We start from the raw sequence: 15,281 nt of genomic DNA, 5'->3' as shown, positions 1-15,281 counted from the left end.
GTCAGTCCTCGATCGACAGGGCGCCGGTCGGGCAGTTCGACACCGCCTCCTCGGCGGCGGCCCGCTCGGTTTCGGGTGGATCTTCATCGATGACCTGGGACTGGCCGTCATCGCCGATCTCGAAGATCGCCGGTGCGGTCATCTCACACAACCCGATTCCCGAACATTTGGTGCGATCGACGTGAACCCGCATCAGAACAGCTTCCGCATGAGCTTGAGAGCCCGGTCGCTGTACGGGGGGTAGACGATCGAGGGGTCCGGCCGGCTCGGCTTCGCGAGAACCGCCCGGCGGTGCGACAGTGCTTCGAAACCCCACTTGCCGTGATAGGCGCCCATTCCACTTGCTCCGACGCCACCGAAGGGTAGCTGGGGTACGAGGCAGTGCATCATCGCGTGATTGACGACAGCGCCACCGGATGGGGTGCGGTCGATGATGTCGCGCGCTGCACTCGAGTTCTTGGTGAACACGTACAGCGCCAACGGCTTCGGCCGCGAATTGACGAATTCGACAGCTGCACTGCTGGATTTGACGCGCATGATCGGCAGGATCGGGCCGAAGATCTCGTCGGACATCACCGCGTCGTCTGGTGAGGGATCGACGATCACGGTCGGCTCGATGCGCAACCCGGCGTGCTCGGAGCCGCCACCGGTGACGACGGTGCCGCTGGTGGTGGCGATGAGCGTTGTCAGGCGGTCGAATTGGCGCTCGTTGACAATTGGTAGCGACGGCGCGCTGCGGTACTCCGCGATGTTGGCGACGATCTTGGCCACCAGCTCGTCGGCAACGGCCGCGTCGACGAGGACATAGTCCGGGGCGATGCAGGTCTGTCCGGAATTGATCAGCTTGGTGTATGCCAGACGCCGGGCCGTCACCTCGATGTCGGCATCGGCAGCAACGATGGCCGGGCTCTTGCCGCCCAACTCCAGGGTGACCGGAGTCAGCGTCGAGGCGGCCGCGGTCATGATCTTGCGGCCGATCTCGGTGCCACCGGTGAACAAGGCGTGATCGAATCCCATCGCGAGCAGATCCTGGGTGGTCTGCGCGTCACCCTCGACTACCCGGATCGCGTCGGTGTCGAGGTATTGCGGCACCAGGCGCGCTACCAGGGCAGAGGTCGCCGGGGCGAGCTCGGAGGGTTTGATGACGACCCCGTTGCCGGCCGCAACCGCGGCTACCACTGGCGCCATCAGCAGATAGAACGGATAGTTCCACGGACCGATCACCAGCACGACACCCAACGGGTCGTACTGGATCCAGGCGCGGCCCGGCAGCTGAGCGATTGGCAGTGAGACTCGTTGGCGGGCCAGCCATTTACGCAGATGCTTGCGCGCGAACACCGCCTCAGCCTTCGTCGACGCGACGTCGCCAAGCCAGGCTTCGACGGCGCTGCGACCGAGATCGGCCGCCAACGCCTCGGCGATGTCGGCCTCCCGTTCGTCGCATAGTCTCTCGATGCCCCGCAGCTGCTGCAGTCGCCAGTCAAGCGACCGGGTCCTTCCGCTGGCGAAGACGCGGCGGATATCGGCGAGCACATGGCTATTGGCAGGTGCTTGCGCTTCGTGAACGGTCACGGCGTTAAATCTCGGGAGCGGGAACCACGCCGGAAGCCACCGCCCCACTGATTCCACCGTCAACGGCGATCGCCTGCCCGTTGACCCAACGCGCGGCATCGGAGGCCAGGAACAGAACCACCTCGGCGATGTCTTCGGGCTCGGCATGGCGGCCGAGCAGTTCCTCGAGACCGTCCAAGGTGTCTTTGCCCATCGACTCCTCGAAGTCGACCAGGATCGGGGTGCGCACCGGACCGGGCAGAACGGCGTTGATCCGAAAACCCATCTGAGCCAGGGCCAAACCCATCGACAGGGCGTAGACGGTGGTGACTTCTTTGGAGAAGTTGTAGGCGTTGCCCTGCTGTGGGTTTGCCTTGAACCACGCCGCACCTTCCTCGAAGGTGTCGGTGGCCAGCAACTCGCGGATCGCGGGCAGGCGTTCGGGCCAGCCGAAGCCGGCGGTCGAGGACACAATCGTCACCGAGGCCCCGGGTGCCAGCCGCTCGAAAAAGGCCTCAGTGAGGTGCCGCACGGCCAGCGAATTGACCGCGAAGACCAGTTCGCCCGCGGCGGTGCCCGGGATCCCGGCGACGTTCATCAACCCGTCGTACTCGCCGTCCAACTGTTCGAGGGCGGCGTCGATGCTGCTCGGATTCGCCAGGTCAACCTCGATGTGCTTGTGCACAGATGCGCTCGGGACGTTGCGATCCAGGCTCGTCACCTCGGCGCCGTGCGCTAGCAGTTGCTCGGCCACGGCGTGGCCGATCCCAGAGGCGGCCCCGGTGACGACGTACCGTCGCCCGGAAAAGTCAGCCATGTCGGTTCTCTCCTAATCCAGGGTGTAGGGCAGGTGTTTGACCGCGGTGATGAAGTTGCCGGTCAGATACTCGGGCTCGCCGACTCGCAGGTTCGGAGCCCGGAAAATCAGCTCCCGAAAGAGCGATTCCAGCTGCATCTTCGCCATGAACGCACCCATGCAGTAATGCGGACCACCGCCGCCGAACCCGACGTGGTTGTTGGGTGTCCGGGTGATATCGAACTCGTATGGATTGGTGAACACCCGCTCGTCGCGGTTGGCCGACGAGTAGATGATCGTCACCCAGTCGCCTTTGCGGATGTGCTGGCCGTGCAGCTCAGTGTCCTGGGTCGCGGTGCGCCGGAACGTCATCACGGGAGTGGTCCACCGAACAAACTCCTCCATCGCGGGCTTGATGAGCCCGTCGAAGTCGTTGCGCAGCAGCGCCTTCTGCTCGGGGAACCGGTCCAGCGCGATGGTGGTGAACGTGGTCGTGGTCTTGGTGGTGTCGTTACCGGCCACCGACAGCAGAACGAAGTACGGGCCGAGTTCGTCGTCGGTGAGCCGTCGGCCATCCACCTCCGCCTGGACCAGCGAGGTCATCAGGTCGTTCTCGGGCTTCTCCCGGCGCGCCTGAGCCAGGCCCATCCCGATTTCGAGCAGACCGACCAGGGAGTCGGTGAGCACCTCGCCGGGTTCTCGCCCGGCGGCGACATCGGGGTCGGCCCAGGCCACCATGCCCTCGGCCAACTGAGCCGCTTCGTCACGCTGCTCTTCGGGAAGGCCGAGCATGTCGTAGATAGTCCACATCGGCAGCCGCTTGGAAACCTGCTCGACGAAGTCTCCCTCCTTCGTCTTGAGCAGGTCGTCGACGATGCTCTTCGCCTGGAATTCGATCTGGTCCTTGATCTTGGCGACCTGACGTGGAGTGAAGACCGAACTGACCAGTCGACGCAGACTCGAGTGGGCGGCACCGTCCATGCCCAGGAACGACTGGGTGGCGTCCAGCATCTCCTCTGGCACCGCTTCGGAGGTGATGCCCTGCCCCGAGCAGAAGATCTCGGGATTCTTGCTGACGTAACAGAGATCCTCGTGTCGGGTGACCACCCAGATACCGTCGATCTCCGGCTCCATCATCGAGCCCTCCATGGGGCGGTGCCAGCTGATCGGGCGCTCGTCCCGCAGGATCTTGAACGCTTTCTCCCGCTCGTCGAAGCTCTGCGCCCAGAACTCCACCGAGGAGATGTTCACCGGATCATAGGGCGGCCGTCCGGTTCCGGTCGTTGATGCGGTTTCCACGCTCATGCTGATGCCTCCACGTAGCGGGCTTTCAAGGTTCGTTTCACGAGTTTTCCTGTCTCCGAGCGCGGCAGCTCGTCGATGAAATCGACCGAACGCGGCGCCTTGAAGTGCGCAAGGCGTTGTCGGACATAGTCGATGATCTCTGCCGCCAGTTCGTCTGACGGGCTGATTCCGTTCCTGAGCTGCACGACGGCCTTGACCTGTTCGCCCATCTCGGTATCCGGTATGCCAATGACGGCGGCGTCGAAGATCTTGGGATGCAACGCCAGAACGTTCTCGACCTCTTGGGGGTAGATGTTGACACCGCCGGAGATGATCATGAACGACTTGCGGTCGGTCAGGTACAGATATCCGTCTTCGTCGAGATAGCCCATATCGCCGACGGTGGCCCAGTTCTGGTGAGCCGGGTGCCGGGACCCTGCCGTCTTGTCCGGGTCGTTGTGGTAACTGAACGAGGGTTGGTCGCGCTCGAAATAGACCAGCCCAACCTGCCCGGCCGGAAGCTCGAGGCCATCGTCATCGCAGATGTGCGCGACCCCGAGCACGGCCTTGCCCACTGATCCGCGCTTGTGCTCCCATTCGGCGCTCGTCATGACGGTGGTGCCGTGGCTCTCGGTAGCCCCGTAGTACTCAGTGAAAATCGGTCCCCACCAAGCGATCATGGCGTCCTTGACATCAGGTGGGCAGGGCGCGCCGGCATGCACGGCCAACCGCAGTGAAGAGATGTCATAGCGTGCCCGCTGTCCCTCAGGCAGCTGCAGGAGGCGGACGAACATCGTGGGGACCATCTGGGTGACGGTCACCCGGTATCGCTCGATAGTTGCCAGCGCGGCAGCCGGGTCGAACTTCTCCATCATGACGACGGTGCCACCGATGGCGTGTATCGCGGCCGACCACTTCAGTGGCGCCGCATGGTAGATCGGAGCCGGCGAGAGGTAGACGTCGGCGCTGGTGACGGCGAAGACGTGCTGGAGCATCATGGCGATCAGGTCTGCGCCAGGCTCGTCGACCGAGACCGCAGGCAGCGCCAGTTTGATCCCTTTGGGGTGCCCGGTCGTACCCGACGAGTACAGCATCTCCGAACCGCGCGGCTGATCGTCCAGCGATATCCGGTCTGCAGTCTCGTACAGTTCACGATACGAGTCGAAACCGCCGATGGCCCCACCAAACACATAGCGGCGGTGCAGGTCCGGGACCGCAGCCGCGGCGCTGCCGGCCAATTCATCCAGGGCTGCCGAGGCGAACAGCACCTGCGCTCCGCTGTCAGCCAGGATGTGCGCGACTTCCGACGGGGTCAGGTGCCGATTGACCGGGGTGATGTACAGCCCCGATCTCATAGCGGCCCAGTAGATTTCGAATACCTCGGCCGCGTTATCACTGAGCACTGCGATGACGTCGCCAGGCTGCAACCCCAACCCGCGCAATGCCGACGCCACCCGTGCCGAGCGCTCGTCGAGCTCGCCGTAACTCAGGGTTCGGCCGGTGCCGGCCATGATCACCGCGGGCCGGTTGGGGTCGGTGGCGGCGTGGGTTCCCGGATACATGACGCTAGACGATCAGGTCGGTGCGGCCGTCGTTCTGAAGACGAGCGATGTAGGTCGGATAGAGCTTCTTGCCCAGCGGTGCGAGCTTGAGCAGGCTGGCCACATTGCCCTCGACGGTGATTTTCTTCTTGGCCATCGCGAGCGGCAGGTTCACTTTGCCTTGCCAATAGGCATTGCCGGTGTCTGCCGTCATGAACATGGTGGCCGACGGTGGGGTACCGCCCGCCACGCCCTCGCGGGTCGACTTGTTCGCCATATCGATGACGACGACAGCCTTCGGATCGGTGAAGTCGAACGCCACCACCAGCCCGGTCGCCACCAGCTTCGGGCCGATCTCAGGGTCGTCGAATGCGGCCTCGAAGATGCCGCCGATGTACTTCGCCACCTCGGCAGAGTCGGTGAACCCCATCGTTCTCCTTAATTTATTTTCGATTCAAAACTGTACCTGAAAGACTACAACATCGACGGACTCAGGTATGTGCATCGTCACATCCAGGACTCCATGAGTCAACTTACGGGCACCCCGCATCGGGTCGTGCGCAGCACGGGTGCAGTCGCCGTCGCCGCACCGCATAGATGCCAGCCACTCCCCCGTCGCGGCGGTTCGGCACAGGCGTTGATGAACTATCATTCACTCTTGAATTGTTATTCACCACGGCGGTAGGGTCGTCCTCGATGAGTACCGCTACGGCCGCCGGGGACCAGCGCTTCGACGTCGAGAAGTCTCGCCGGATCCAAGTGTTCTGCACGTGGTGCGGCCCGGTGTTCGTGCTGTGCCTGTTCGGCGGCTGGGGCCTGCTCGGCGGTTTCATCCCCTTGATTCCGGCCACCGACACGGCCGCGGAAGTCGCCGCGATCTACAACACGAACCCCACCCTGCACCGCGCCGGGTTGATCATCGCGATGGCGGGCGCTTTCCTGACGCTGCCGTTCGCCCTGGCGATCAGCATGCAGATGCGCCGCACCGAACTGCGGACGCCGATCCTGGCTATCCTGCAGTTCGCCTCCGGACTGATCGTCACCGTCGTGCTGATCATCCCGATTCTGCTGTTTGCCGGCAACGTTTTCCGGCCCGAACGCGCCGCTGAACTGACTCAGCTCGTCAACGACTTGTCCTACGAGATGTTGATCCTGCCGTGGCCGCCGCTCATCGGACAGCTTGGCGCCCTGGCGATGGCAGTGTTCGCCGACCGGCGACCGCAACCCGTATTTCCGCGCTGGTTGGGCTACTACAACGTGTGGGTCGCGGTGTTGCTGCTACCGGCGAGCATGATTCTGTTCTTCAAGTCCGGGCCGTTCGCCTGGACCGGCGTGATCGGGTTCTGGATTCCGGCAGCGGTTTTCGGCACCTGGTACCTGGTGATGACCGTGTTCTTGTTGCGTGCCATCAAGCAAGAGGCTGACGAAGACCTGGAGGAGATTCCGTGTCCGCAATGAACATCCTATCGACCGCCCGGACGGCCATCGGCGCCAGCGGATGGTTCATGCCGATCACTGCTGGAAAGCTGTTCGGGATCGACGCGTCCAATGACGTCAGCGCCGCGCTGTACCTACGGCTCGGCGGCACCCGCGATTTCGCGCTGGCCGCAGGACCTTTGGTCACCGCCGGCCCCGCACGCGGAAAACTGCTCGCAATCGCGGCCGGCTGCGATCTGGCCGATATCGCTGCCGTGGCGGTCGCCCGGCGCAACGACAAGATCTCCTCGATGAGCGCGGCCCTGTTCTCAGCGGCGTCGCTGGCCTGTTTGACACTGAGCGTCAAAGCGATCGCCGACGTCAAATCCAGCACGCGGTCAGCGCGAACCTAAACCGCCGCGAGGCGCCGCGGCGGGATGCGCAGCAGGTCAGCCAATTCAGCTGCCGCGTTCTCGCCGGCCACTGTTGCGGTGCACATATTCGACGACGATCGGAATACGCCGGCCAGCCGTATCCGCGACCTGACCGCCGCCTGCCGGGCCTGGAACTGGCCCAGGTCTTTGTATAGGCCCGGCCGGCTGTAGACGATGACCTCGTTCCAGCGCGCGATGCGGGTGTAGTCCACGGTGTCGGTCAGGCCGGGGATCACCTTCTCCATCCGGCTCAGGATCTTGTGGCGAATCGTGTCGTCGTCTTCGTCGATGATCTTTTCAGCGAACTCGGTCATGGTCAGGATGTCCAGCAGGCCATGCCCTTCCGGCGCACGTCCGGGCGCTTTGTTGTGTTCGCAGGTGAATCCCATGATGTCGGGGTCGACCGGCTCGGGAATGTTGATCACCGACGCGATGATGCCCTTCGGCTTGCGGGTGACCCCGGTGTTCATGACCACACACTTGGTGTAGCGCAGGCCACGCAAGAACTGCTCGGAAAATGCATCGAACCGTTCGGGGGCCAGATCCGGGATCGTGTCGCCACGAGCGCTCAGCACCGCGCCCGAGCCGCTGTCGGTGTGGCACTCCCCTTGCGAATCGGTCCACGTCACCGTGACTCCGTCGGGCGTCTCCCTGATCTCGTGGACGGTGGCGGACAGCCGGATCTCTAATCCCGTTGACAGTCGGTCGATATACGTCGAATAGCCATCACGGAACGCGTACAGCTTGCTGCCGAGGATGTTGTAGAGCATGAAGAACAGCTCGAGGTTGGAGATCGCGTCACCTCGAACACCGAGGACCCCGCGCACCGTCGAGTTGATCACGTAGTCATAGACCTCACCGGACAGGCCGAGGTGGATCGAGCAGTACTCCCGCGGCGTCATGGTGTCGAATGCCGAGGCCCGGGAGAGGTCTTCGTAGTTGAGCAGCTTGCTTGCCCGGGTGGCGTCGACTCCGAATCGAGTCATCAGCGCCTTCGATTTCAGCGATACCAGTGGCGTCTTGAGGATGTCGGAGAACAGATGGTCCGAGCGCAGGTTGTGGATCACATTGTCGCGGGCGAAACCGATGATCGACCCGGCCGGGATCAGATCCGGCCCGCTGCCGATTTCGTGCGCGAGTTTGACCACCGGCTCGTAGGCGCTCGGCAGGATCGTCGCGCCTTCCTCCATGAGGTAGCCCTGCTCCCGATGGGTGTGGATCATACCGCCGGTGCGGTCACGCTTCTCCAGGATGACGGTCGGAATTCCTTGTTCGCGAAGGCGATACGCCGCCGTCAATCCGGACGGGCCGGCTCCGACGATGAAGACGGGTCCGGCGTCGGCGGGCACGGCACGGCGTTCGGTCGCGGTCATCTTCGTGATCCCTTCTTCGGCTTCGGATTAGCGACGAGTGAGGAGAGGACGAAGTCGGCCACCATCGCGCGTTCGGCGTCGGCGTCGAGGTCCTCTCGCAGCATCAGCATCAAGTAGACGCCGCGCAGCCATTCGACGACCCGCTCGTCGGTGACGTCCGCCCGCAACTCACCTTGCTCACGCCCGCGCCGCAGCATGGGCCCGAGGAGGTCGGCAACGATGGCCTGCATCGCGGAGTCGTGCCCGGTGATCAGGCGGTGCAGCGACACCGTGGTGGTGGTGTCGAGCAGGTGGTGCAGTTCGGGGTCGGAGCGTGCGGCGTCGACAGTGGCGATCGACGTGTCGATCACTAACTCCGCGAACGGGGCATCGCGGTCGGCGATCGGTCTGATTCCTTCGCCCAGCTCTTGCAACCTGCCGACGATCGCGGCTTCGGTGAGCTGTGGGCGGGTCAGTCCTAGTCGGTAGACGCCGGTGCGGCCGATGCCGGCTTCTTTGGCGATGTCGTGCATCGTGGTCCGGTCGACCCCGTAGCGGGCGAAGCAGCGGCGGGCTGCTGCCACGACGCGGGCGAGCAGGGCGGGGTCGTCGATCTCAGCGAGCATGGCAGCCATTTAACCGCTGCCCCCGTACGTGTGTTGGAGTTGGTCGAGGTATTGGTTGGGGCAGAGCGGCTTTCCCGGCTGACCGCAGTACATGCTGCCCTGCTGGTAGGAGGGCAACGCGGGAATGCTGTCCCGGCCGCCGGTCATGGAGATCCAGTCGTTGGGAATCTGATAGGCCACCAGGGTGGTGAAGCCGGCCCATCCGATGACCGCGAGCGTGGACATGAGCGCCTTGAACCTCGGCCCCATCGTCATCGCATCGACGTCACGATCCACCGCGCAACGTCCATTCACGTCGCGCGAATCCCGCAGCCAGGTGAACATCAGACAGTAGGCCGAGATGAACAGCAATTCGGTGACCGGGAGCCGGTGGGTCGTGTCCGCCCACAGCGTGAGCGCGTTGGGCGACGACACATAGGTGTAGACGCCGGTGCGATTCCAGGTGGTCGCCAAACACCCGAACAGCACCATGAATGTCACGAGGACGATCACGTACAGCGCGACGGTACTGACCCTTGGGAGCCGCTTGCGCAGCAGGTCAAGGTAGGCACAGCCGACGATGGCCGCCCCGACACCCAGCCATATGTAGGCGGGCATGCACCACCCCAGGCTCCAGGCCCAACGCTCGCCCTGCGGAGCGGCGAATCCGGGAAATTTGTCAGCCCAGGTGCCCAGGTTCAGAGAATGCGCGTTCATCGCCCAGGTGGGATTGAACATCTGGCACAGCACGTCGAGCACCGAGGCGAAAAGACCACCGAGGAACAGCTTTCCGTCCAACGTGACGGTGCGCCAACGGTAGGCGGGGCGCAGCAGGGTATACCAGAGCAGCACGGCGAACACCGACAGGCTGACTACCTCGGTCAGGCGGATCACCCAGCCGAAGTCGTACGGGTCGGGGCCGGGATCGACCGGCGTCGCCTGCGGCGAGGCCAGCCATCTGGCCCAGCATGTGATGGCCAGGACCACCAGCACGGCGCCACCACACGCCCATACCCACACGGTGCCGGATGGCCGTTGACCGGCCGCCCGGGCAACTGCCGGTTCGGCCACGGTGTTGGCGCCACTCGTCACGGACGCACCGTAACACCTGGAACGATTTTTGTTCCGAGTTCCAACGGTGAAAATCAGCTACCGCTTCACCGGCATCTGAACGTGAGCTCGAGAGTGGACAGCGCCCTGGACAGCACGCCCGTCCAGCGGGGTTGGTAACCATCGGCCAAGCGCAGGTCCGAGGTGTTGTCCAGCAGCAGGTTCAACGCGATTTCCAGTTCGAGTTTCGTCGTCTGCATGCCGAGGCACACATGGGGTCCACCACCAAAGCCGAGGTGTTCGGCATTGCCCCCGAACGCCTTGGCCACGTCGTTGTCGGTGCGGAACATGTCGAAGGTGTCGGGGTTGGCGAACCGACGTGGATCGCGGTTACCGGAGGCGAAGAACAACGTCACCATGGCGCCTTTCGGAATGGTGACCCCGTCGATGGCGACGTCCTCGACCGCCAGCCTCTGGATGAACTGCACGATCCCGTTGAAGCGCAGCCCTTCGGCGATCGCGGCAGGCACCAGGCTGCGGTCTTCCTGGAGAGCCCGGAGCTGTTCGGGGTGTTCAACCAGGGTGTGAACGAGTTGGGCGAGCTGATGATCGGTGTTCTCGGCTCCCCCGAGCAGCATCAGCGCAGCCATGGTGCGGATCTCCTCATCCGTCATCGGCACGCCGCGACCGTCGGGTTCCGACCGGCACAGCACGGAGATCAGATCGTCGCCGTCGCCTGCTCGGCGCGAGGCGATCAGCGGCAGCATGTACTCACCGAATTCACGCTTGGCCCGCATGCCATTCTCGTACAGCGCGGGGTCGCCCTGAATGTTCCCAAGGCACAGAATGAACGCGTTGTACCAGTCCTCGAACTTGCCGTGATCCTCGGGCGGCAAGGCCATCAGATCGCACATCACCGAGACCGGAAACACCTTCGAGAACTCCGTGACGAAGTCGATCCTGCCGCGATCTCGCAAACCCGCTGCGACCGCGGCGCGTTCGCGGTGGAAAATCGGTTCCAGCGCCATTCGGGCCTGCCGTTCGATCGTCGCGGCGACCGCGTCGAGCCCCTTGCCATTCAGAAAGGGCCCGACCAGCTTGCGCCGTGAGGCATGCTGTCGGCCCTCCATCGCCACCATCACCGGAGCGTCGCCCAGGAAGACACCGAGGATGTCCTGGAGGTATTCATGGGTCAGCCGTGGATCTTTGACCAGTGGCTTGATGTGTTCATAGCGGCTGACCACCCAGCTCTGGCTGGGCTCGTGCCAGAAGACCGGGTAGTGATCACGCAGGATCTGATAGCCGGGCCACGGATTCGCGAGATTCTCCGCCGACAGCAGATCAGGGATGGCCGGGGCACTCCTGCTCGACGTCATCGGGTCGTCCCCTCGCGGACGGCGATCGCCGAGTTCGGGCATCGAGATTCGGCAGCGCGCGCTGCCTGGTATTCGTCGCCGGAAGCCGTCAAGACGAGCACCGAGACAACGTCGCCGTCACCGACGAACCCGAATATCTCGGGTGCCGCTAGAATGCACTCGCCATGACCGCCGCACCGAAGCTGGTCCACCTCAACGCGATAGTCCATCGCTTAGTCCGCGTGTCCGGCTCTGGCCTCGTCTTCGCGGGTGAGGCCCGAGGCGGCAATCAGTTCTTCGTGGAGTTCGAACCACACGGTGTGGTACGAGTCGATGATCGGTCGGGTGAACCATGTGGTATCGCCGGCCTTGACCTTGGCAAGGGCTGAGTCGAGCTTGTCGCCATAGCCACCAAGGCGCGGTAACAGGGAGGCGACCGCGCCGAGAATGGGTGAGACCCGCCGGTGGACGATGTCGAGGCGGTCAAAGATCGCGGCGTCATAGTCGGCATCGTCGTGCATATTGGGTTGGCCGTCCTTGAGCTGCCAGGCCGCCACCACAGCCTTGAATTCACCATTGACAGTGCGGAATTCGCCGTAGGTCTGTGCAAGTGCGGTCTGGTCGACTCCTGATCGCTCGTGAGTCAGCAGGGTGTTGAGCCGCTCACGCCCTTCGGGGGTGATGCGAACTGGTTTCCCTTCCATGAGCATCCCGGCTGCGGTCAATTGCGCCACGATCGCCGCCACATCGGCCTCGCATTCGCCGAGCGTGGCAAGCAGATCCGCTTCGCTGACCCGGCCTTTGAGTCGTACAGCCTGCAATACCGTCAACTCAGACATTGAGTTTCCCTCTCTTGCGATCGTCGAGGCTCAGCGCGACCAGCATGGTGATCAGCGGATGGGCCGAGACGACGTCCGTGTGTCCGGCGGCCAACGCGTCGGCTACGACCTCCACCGAGGAGTCCGACAACACGACGAAATCGCCACCGCTATGGGCGCGGATCGGGCTGATCCGGCAGGCGATTTCGGCGAGTTCGACCAGGTCGGGTGAGTCGGTTTCCGACCAGGCGGTGCGTTCGAGCACGCCTTCACGCACCTCCCCTTCGTCTCCGTCCACCGTGACCAGTTTTCCGGTTAGGGCGGCGACCACACCGGTGCCGCATCCGACCACCGCCGGAGTGCCGATCTCGCGGCTCACCACCGCCGCATGCGATGTGGCTCCACCAATCTCGGTGACGATGGCGCGGGCGGCGATCATGCCCTGTACGTCGTCGGGGCTGGTCGCGGTGCGAGCCAGGACGACGTCCTCCCCCGCATCGGCGGCGTCGAGCGCGTCGTCGACGTCGGTGTAGACCCTTCCCGATGCCACACCGGGGCATGACGGCAGGCCCTGCGCCAGAAGTGGTGCCGCTAGTCGTGTTTCGGGTTGCAGTGACGGTGCGAGCAGAGCGTCGATGTGCACCGGGGTCACCCGGCGCAGGGTCTGCGCGTCGTCGATCAATCCCTCATCGCGCAACTGCAAGGCCAGGCGTACCGCGGCTTGCGCCGAGCGCTTGGCCGAGCGAGTCTGCAGCAGCCACAACTTTCCCTCTTCAACGGTGAATTCGATGTCCTGCACGTCGGTGGCGATGCGCTCCAACATTCGCGCGGTGGCGATCAACTCGTCGTAGATCGCCGGTTGCTCGGCTTGCAGTGCGGCGATGGGTTGGACGTCGACGCTGCCGGACACGACGTCTTCGCCCTGTCCCCGGGCGAGCCACTCGCCAAACGGCGTGTTGGCGCCGGTTATGGGGTTGCGTGAGAACAGGACCCCGGTGCCGGAGTCGTGGGCCAGGTTTCCGAACACCATGGCCTGCACGATCACCGCCGTTCCGGCCGCGTCATCCAGACCGTGGTGGGTGCGGTAGTGCTGGGCACGGGGACTGTTCCACGACGCGAACACTGCCTTGATCGCGCCGCGCAATTGCACCCACGGATCGTCCGGCACCTCGGCGAGTTCATCTCCGCCCAGCACGATGCGGCGGTACATCTGGGTGAAGCGGGTGCGGGTGTCACGCGCGAACTCCCGGTTCGCGGTGTCTGCGAGCGCATCTTCGACGGAGTCGTCGATGCCGAGGTCGAGCACGGTGTCCATCATCCCGGGCATCGACTGGGCCGCCCCGCTTCGGACGCTGACCAACAGCGGTCGCGGTCCCTTACCGAAGGTGCGTGAGGTCTCGTCCTGCAGCCAGCGCATCTGCTCGCGTACGTCACCCCAGACATCGTCGAGACAGCGTTCCGGCTCGGTGAGGAACCGGCCGCACACATCGGTGGTGATACAGAATGCCGGCGGTACCGGCAGCCCTTGGCGCCGCATGGAATCGATGCCATACCCCTTGTTGCCTAGGAGGTTGCGGGGCAACCCGGCCTGGCCGTTGAGTCTTACGACGGAACTAATGCCGCACCTCCCACCATGTCGACGTCGCGCTCCCGGCCGGCGGCGGCTATCACCAGGTAGGCCGTGACGCAGATCCAGATGAAGAAGATCGCCACGCCGATTCCCCAGACGATGATCCCATTCCAGGCCAGTGGCCCCTCCTTGAAGAACACCACCAGGCCGGCCGGGAACACTCCCAGCACCGCAAAGAAATTCAGGTAGGCATACCAGCGTGGGTACACAGGTGTGGCACTGGTGTCTTGGAGGACCGCCACGCCGATGATGGCGTTCTGGACCAGCACCGTCGTCGTGGTTCCGATGAACGTCAGCCAGGCCACGTCATTCAATGCCTGGGTGATCGCCGGATCGCGATCGGGTCGGTAGAGGATGCCCTGCCAGAGCATCAAGGGCAGGATGATCTCCAGCGTCGTGCAAGCCGCCGCCGCAAGCTGGCCGTACACCAAGGTGCGCGAAACCCCTTCGATACGCCGCATCTGGTTGGAGACGACCGCGTAAAAGGGCGCCAGCAGCCCGGTTCCGACCATCGCGATGAACACGCCCAGCCGTTTGGCGACGGTGCCCTCTTGGAGGAAGGCCGCGATCTGTGCGGCATTCTCCGATGGTGCGGGAGGCCAGATGAAGTGCGCCAAGGGCAACAGACCGATGAAGAACATCAGCGTCATGATCGGCCCGCACCACGCGCAGACCACCTGATTGCGGTAGTTCATCGCGCACGCTCCTTGCGAATCTGTTCAGCCGCAGTCGGGTTCTGCGCAGCGTCCTCGGCCGCGATGGCCCGCAGCACCAGGATTGACATGACCACCATCCAGACGGCGAATGCGGTCAATGCCAGGTACCAGACCAGGAGCCCGTTCCAGGCAAAGGGGCCGGTATGGAAGAACACGGTGATCGAGCCGGGCAGGAACAGCATCGCCACCCAGAAGTTCAGGTAGCCCGCCCAGCGTGGCAGCACCGGGTTCGGGTTACCGGCGGAGTCGAGGAAGATCGCGGTGCCGATGGACAGCGTCTGCAGGATCGGAGTCGACGTGATCGCGACGAACAGCAGCCATGCGGTGTCGTTCATCGCCAGCAGCACCTGCGGATCGCGCGGCCTGAACGTCATGGATTCCCAGATGATCAGGGAGATGATGAACTCCAGCACGAACAGTGCCCCGACGGCGAGGTTGGTGTAGGCGAGCGCGGCAACCCGCCGCTTCATCCGCATCATCTGCGCGGTGATCGCCGCGCTCCAGGACGCCAGTAGCGCCGAGGCAAGCAGCGAGATGATCATGCCCAGCCGGATACGCACGGCGTCCTCGGTGAACAGCTGCGCGAGTTGTTCACCGGACAGGGTCGGCGCCGGTGGCGGGATGAACCCCGCGACCAACCAGAACCCGACGAAAAATACAGCGATACATGCGATTCCGCTCCACGCACACAACCGCTGAGCGGTGGTGTCCATCGGTGATACCTCCTCGTCGA

17 protein-coding genes are annotated in these 15,281 nt (G+C 64.0%); 2 read left to right on the top strand and 15 right to left on the bottom strand.

Annotation, left to right across the window (positions count from 1 at the left end; all coding sequences use genetic code 11):
• Window position 1: 1 nt before the first annotated feature.
• Genes ORI27_RS06885 through ORI27_RS06860 form a run of 6 tightly spaced genes read right to left on the bottom strand, consistent with a single transcriptional unit; the run spans window position 2 to window position 5,602 of the window.
• Entirely contained in the window at window positions 2-193 is a 192-nt protein-coding gene (locus tag ORI27_RS06885) for a ferredoxin (RefSeq protein ID WP_265995845.1), read from the bottom strand.
• Window positions 193-1,572, bottom strand: a complete 1,380-nt coding sequence (locus ORI27_RS06880) for an aldehyde dehydrogenase family protein (protein ID WP_265995846.1) — start codon at window positions 1,570-1,572, stop codon at window positions 193-195. Before ORI27_RS06880 ends, ORI27_RS06885 begins: the two co-directional genes overlap by 1 nt.
• A gap of 4 nt (window positions 1,573-1,576) precedes the next feature.
• Window positions 1,577-2,368 carry a coniferyl-alcohol dehydrogenase gene (locus tag ORI27_RS06875; protein WP_265995848.1) on the bottom strand — a complete coding sequence of 264 codons (792 nt, stop codon included), beginning with the start codon at window positions 2,366-2,368 and terminating at the stop codon, window positions 1,577-1,579.
• Window positions 2,369-2,380: 12 nt separating this feature from the next.
• Complete coding sequence (locus ORI27_RS06870; RefSeq protein ID WP_265995850.1) at window positions 2,381-3,652, bottom strand: cytochrome P450; 1,272 nt, start codon at window positions 3,650-3,652, stop codon at window positions 2,381-2,383.
• The gene (locus tag ORI27_RS06865; protein ID WP_265995852.1) at window positions 3,649-5,193 is read right to left on the bottom strand and encodes an acyl-CoA synthetase; all 1,545 of its coding nucleotides are present in this window, start codon (window positions 5,191-5,193) and stop codon (window positions 3,649-3,651) included. Before ORI27_RS06865 ends, ORI27_RS06870 begins: the two co-directional genes overlap by 4 nt.
• 4 nt (window positions 5,194-5,197) lie before the next feature.
• Complete coding sequence (locus tag ORI27_RS06860) at window positions 5,198-5,602, bottom strand: SCP2 sterol-binding domain-containing protein (RefSeq protein ID WP_265995853.1); 405 nt, start codon at window positions 5,600-5,602, stop codon at window positions 5,198-5,200.
• A 266-nt stretch (window positions 5,603-5,868) separates the two neighbouring features.
• Between ORI27_RS06860 and ORI27_RS06855 the strand changes: the two genes are divergently transcribed.
• A complete protein-coding gene (locus ORI27_RS06855; protein WP_265995855.1) occupies window positions 5,869-6,630 on the top strand; it encodes a hypothetical protein in 762 nt (253 codons plus the stop codon).
• On the top strand, window positions 6,627-7,001 hold the full coding sequence (locus ORI27_RS06850) for a hypothetical protein (RefSeq protein ID WP_265995856.1): 375 nt from the start codon (window positions 6,627-6,629) through the stop codon (window positions 6,999-7,001). The genes ORI27_RS06855 and ORI27_RS06850 overlap by 4 nt, the downstream gene beginning before the upstream one ends.
• Here the strand turns inward: ORI27_RS06850 and ORI27_RS06845 are convergent.
• The 9 genes from ORI27_RS06845 to ORI27_RS06805 form a co-directional block, all read right to left on the bottom strand.
• Window positions 6,998-8,395 carry a protoporphyrinogen/coproporphyrinogen oxidase gene (locus ORI27_RS06845; protein ID WP_265995857.1) on the bottom strand — a complete coding sequence of 466 codons (1,398 nt, stop codon included), beginning with the start codon at window positions 8,393-8,395 and terminating at the stop codon, window positions 6,998-7,000. The genes ORI27_RS06850 and ORI27_RS06845 overlap by 4 nt on opposite strands.
• Window positions 8,392-9,009 carry a TetR/AcrR family transcriptional regulator gene (locus ORI27_RS06840; protein WP_265995858.1) on the bottom strand — a complete coding sequence of 206 codons (618 nt, stop codon included), beginning with the start codon at window positions 9,007-9,009 and terminating at the stop codon, window positions 8,392-8,394. The genes ORI27_RS06845 and ORI27_RS06840 overlap by 4 nt, the downstream gene beginning before the upstream one ends.
• The gene (locus ORI27_RS06835) at window positions 9,010-10,071 is read right to left on the bottom strand and encodes a spirocyclase AveC family protein (RefSeq protein ID WP_265995859.1); all 1,062 of its coding nucleotides are present in this window, start codon (window positions 10,069-10,071) and stop codon (window positions 9,010-9,012) included.
• Between the two features lie 65 nt (window positions 10,072-10,136).
• The gene (locus ORI27_RS06830) at window positions 10,137-11,405 is read right to left on the bottom strand and encodes a cytochrome P450 (protein ID WP_265995860.1); all 1,269 of its coding nucleotides are present in this window, start codon (window positions 11,403-11,405) and stop codon (window positions 10,137-10,139) included.
• Window positions 11,402-11,614 (bottom strand): ferredoxin, encoded by a 213-nt coding sequence (locus tag ORI27_RS06825; protein WP_265995861.1) that lies wholly within the window; start codon window positions 11,612-11,614, stop codon window positions 11,402-11,404. Before ORI27_RS06825 ends, ORI27_RS06830 begins: the two co-directional genes overlap by 4 nt.
• Window positions 11,615-11,617: 3 nt before the next feature.
• Window positions 11,618-12,223, bottom strand: coding sequence for a MarR family transcriptional regulator (locus ORI27_RS06820; RefSeq protein ID WP_265995862.1), 606 nt, complete (start codon window positions 12,221-12,223; stop codon window positions 11,618-11,620).
• On the bottom strand, window positions 12,216-13,820 hold the full coding sequence (locus ORI27_RS06815; protein ID WP_265996051.1) for a pyruvate, phosphate dikinase: 1,605 nt from the start codon (window positions 13,818-13,820) through the stop codon (window positions 12,216-12,218). The genes ORI27_RS06820 and ORI27_RS06815 overlap by 8 nt, the downstream gene beginning before the upstream one ends.
• Window positions 13,805-14,527 (bottom strand): hypothetical protein, encoded by a 723-nt coding sequence (locus ORI27_RS06810; RefSeq protein ID WP_265995863.1) that lies wholly within the window; start codon window positions 14,525-14,527, stop codon window positions 13,805-13,807. The genes ORI27_RS06815 and ORI27_RS06810 overlap by 16 nt, the downstream gene beginning before the upstream one ends.
• On the bottom strand, window positions 14,524-15,261 hold the full coding sequence (locus tag ORI27_RS06805) for a hypothetical protein (protein ID WP_265995865.1): 738 nt from the start codon (window positions 15,259-15,261) through the stop codon (window positions 14,524-14,526). The genes ORI27_RS06810 and ORI27_RS06805 overlap by 4 nt, the downstream gene beginning before the upstream one ends.
• Window positions 15,262-15,281 lie beyond the last annotated feature (20 nt).

It is taken from the genome of Mycobacterium pinniadriaticum (genome assembly GCF_026242045.1).
Lineage (GTDB): Bacteria > Actinomycetota > Actinomycetes > Mycobacteriales > Mycobacteriaceae > Mycobacterium > Mycobacterium pinniadriaticum.
Note: the sequence above shows the minus strand (reverse complement) of the source record. Positions and strands in the feature narration are given on the sequence as shown.

Excerpts from the sequence above, each read along its gene's own strand:
- ORI27_RS06885 (WP_265995845.1), bottom strand. The coding sequence starts at position 193 with ATGCGGGTTCACGTCGATCGCACCAAATGTTCGGGAATCGGGTTGTGT.
- ORI27_RS06875 (WP_265995848.1), bottom strand. The coding sequence starts at position 2,368 with ATGGCTGACTTTTCCGGGCGACGGTACGTCGTCACCGGGGCCGCCTCT.
- ORI27_RS06870 (WP_265995850.1), bottom strand. The coding sequence starts at position 3,652 with ATGAGCGTGGAAACCGCATCAACGACCGGAACCGGACGGCCGCCCTAT.
- ORI27_RS06865 (WP_265995852.1), bottom strand. The coding sequence starts at position 5,193 with ATGTATCCGGGAACCCACGCCGCCACCGACCCCAACCGGCCCGCGGTG.
- ORI27_RS06860 (WP_265995853.1), bottom strand. The coding sequence starts at position 5,602 with ATGGGGTTCACCGACTCTGCCGAGGTGGCGAAGTACATCGGCGGCATC.
- ORI27_RS06855 (WP_265995855.1), top strand. The coding sequence starts at position 5,869 with ATGAGTACCGCTACGGCCGCCGGGGACCAGCGCTTCGACGTCGAGAAG.
- ORI27_RS06850 (WP_265995856.1), top strand. The coding sequence starts at position 6,627 with ATGAACATCCTATCGACCGCCCGGACGGCCATCGGCGCCAGCGGATGG.
- ORI27_RS06845 (WP_265995857.1), bottom strand. The coding sequence starts at position 8,395 with ATGACCGCGACCGAACGCCGTGCCGTGCCCGCCGACGCCGGACCCGTC.
- ORI27_RS06840 (WP_265995858.1), bottom strand. The coding sequence starts at position 9,009 with ATGGCTGCCATGCTCGCTGAGATCGACGACCCCGCCCTGCTCGCCCGC.
- ORI27_RS06830 (WP_265995860.1), bottom strand. The coding sequence starts at position 11,405 with ATGACGTCGAGCAGGAGTGCCCCGGCCATCCCTGATCTGCTGTCGGCG.
- ORI27_RS06825 (WP_265995861.1), bottom strand. The coding sequence starts at position 11,614 with ATGGACTATCGCGTTGAGGTGGACCAGCTTCGGTGCGGCGGTCATGGC.
- ORI27_RS06820 (WP_265995862.1), bottom strand. The coding sequence starts at position 12,223 with ATGTCTGAGTTGACGGTATTGCAGGCTGTACGACTCAAAGGCCGGGTC.
- ORI27_RS06810 (WP_265995863.1), bottom strand. The coding sequence starts at position 14,527 with ATGAACTACCGCAATCAGGTGGTCTGCGCGTGGTGCGGGCCGATCATG.
- ORI27_RS06805 (WP_265995865.1), bottom strand. The coding sequence starts at position 15,261 with ATGGACACCACCGCTCAGCGGTTGTGTGCGTGGAGCGGAATCGCATGT.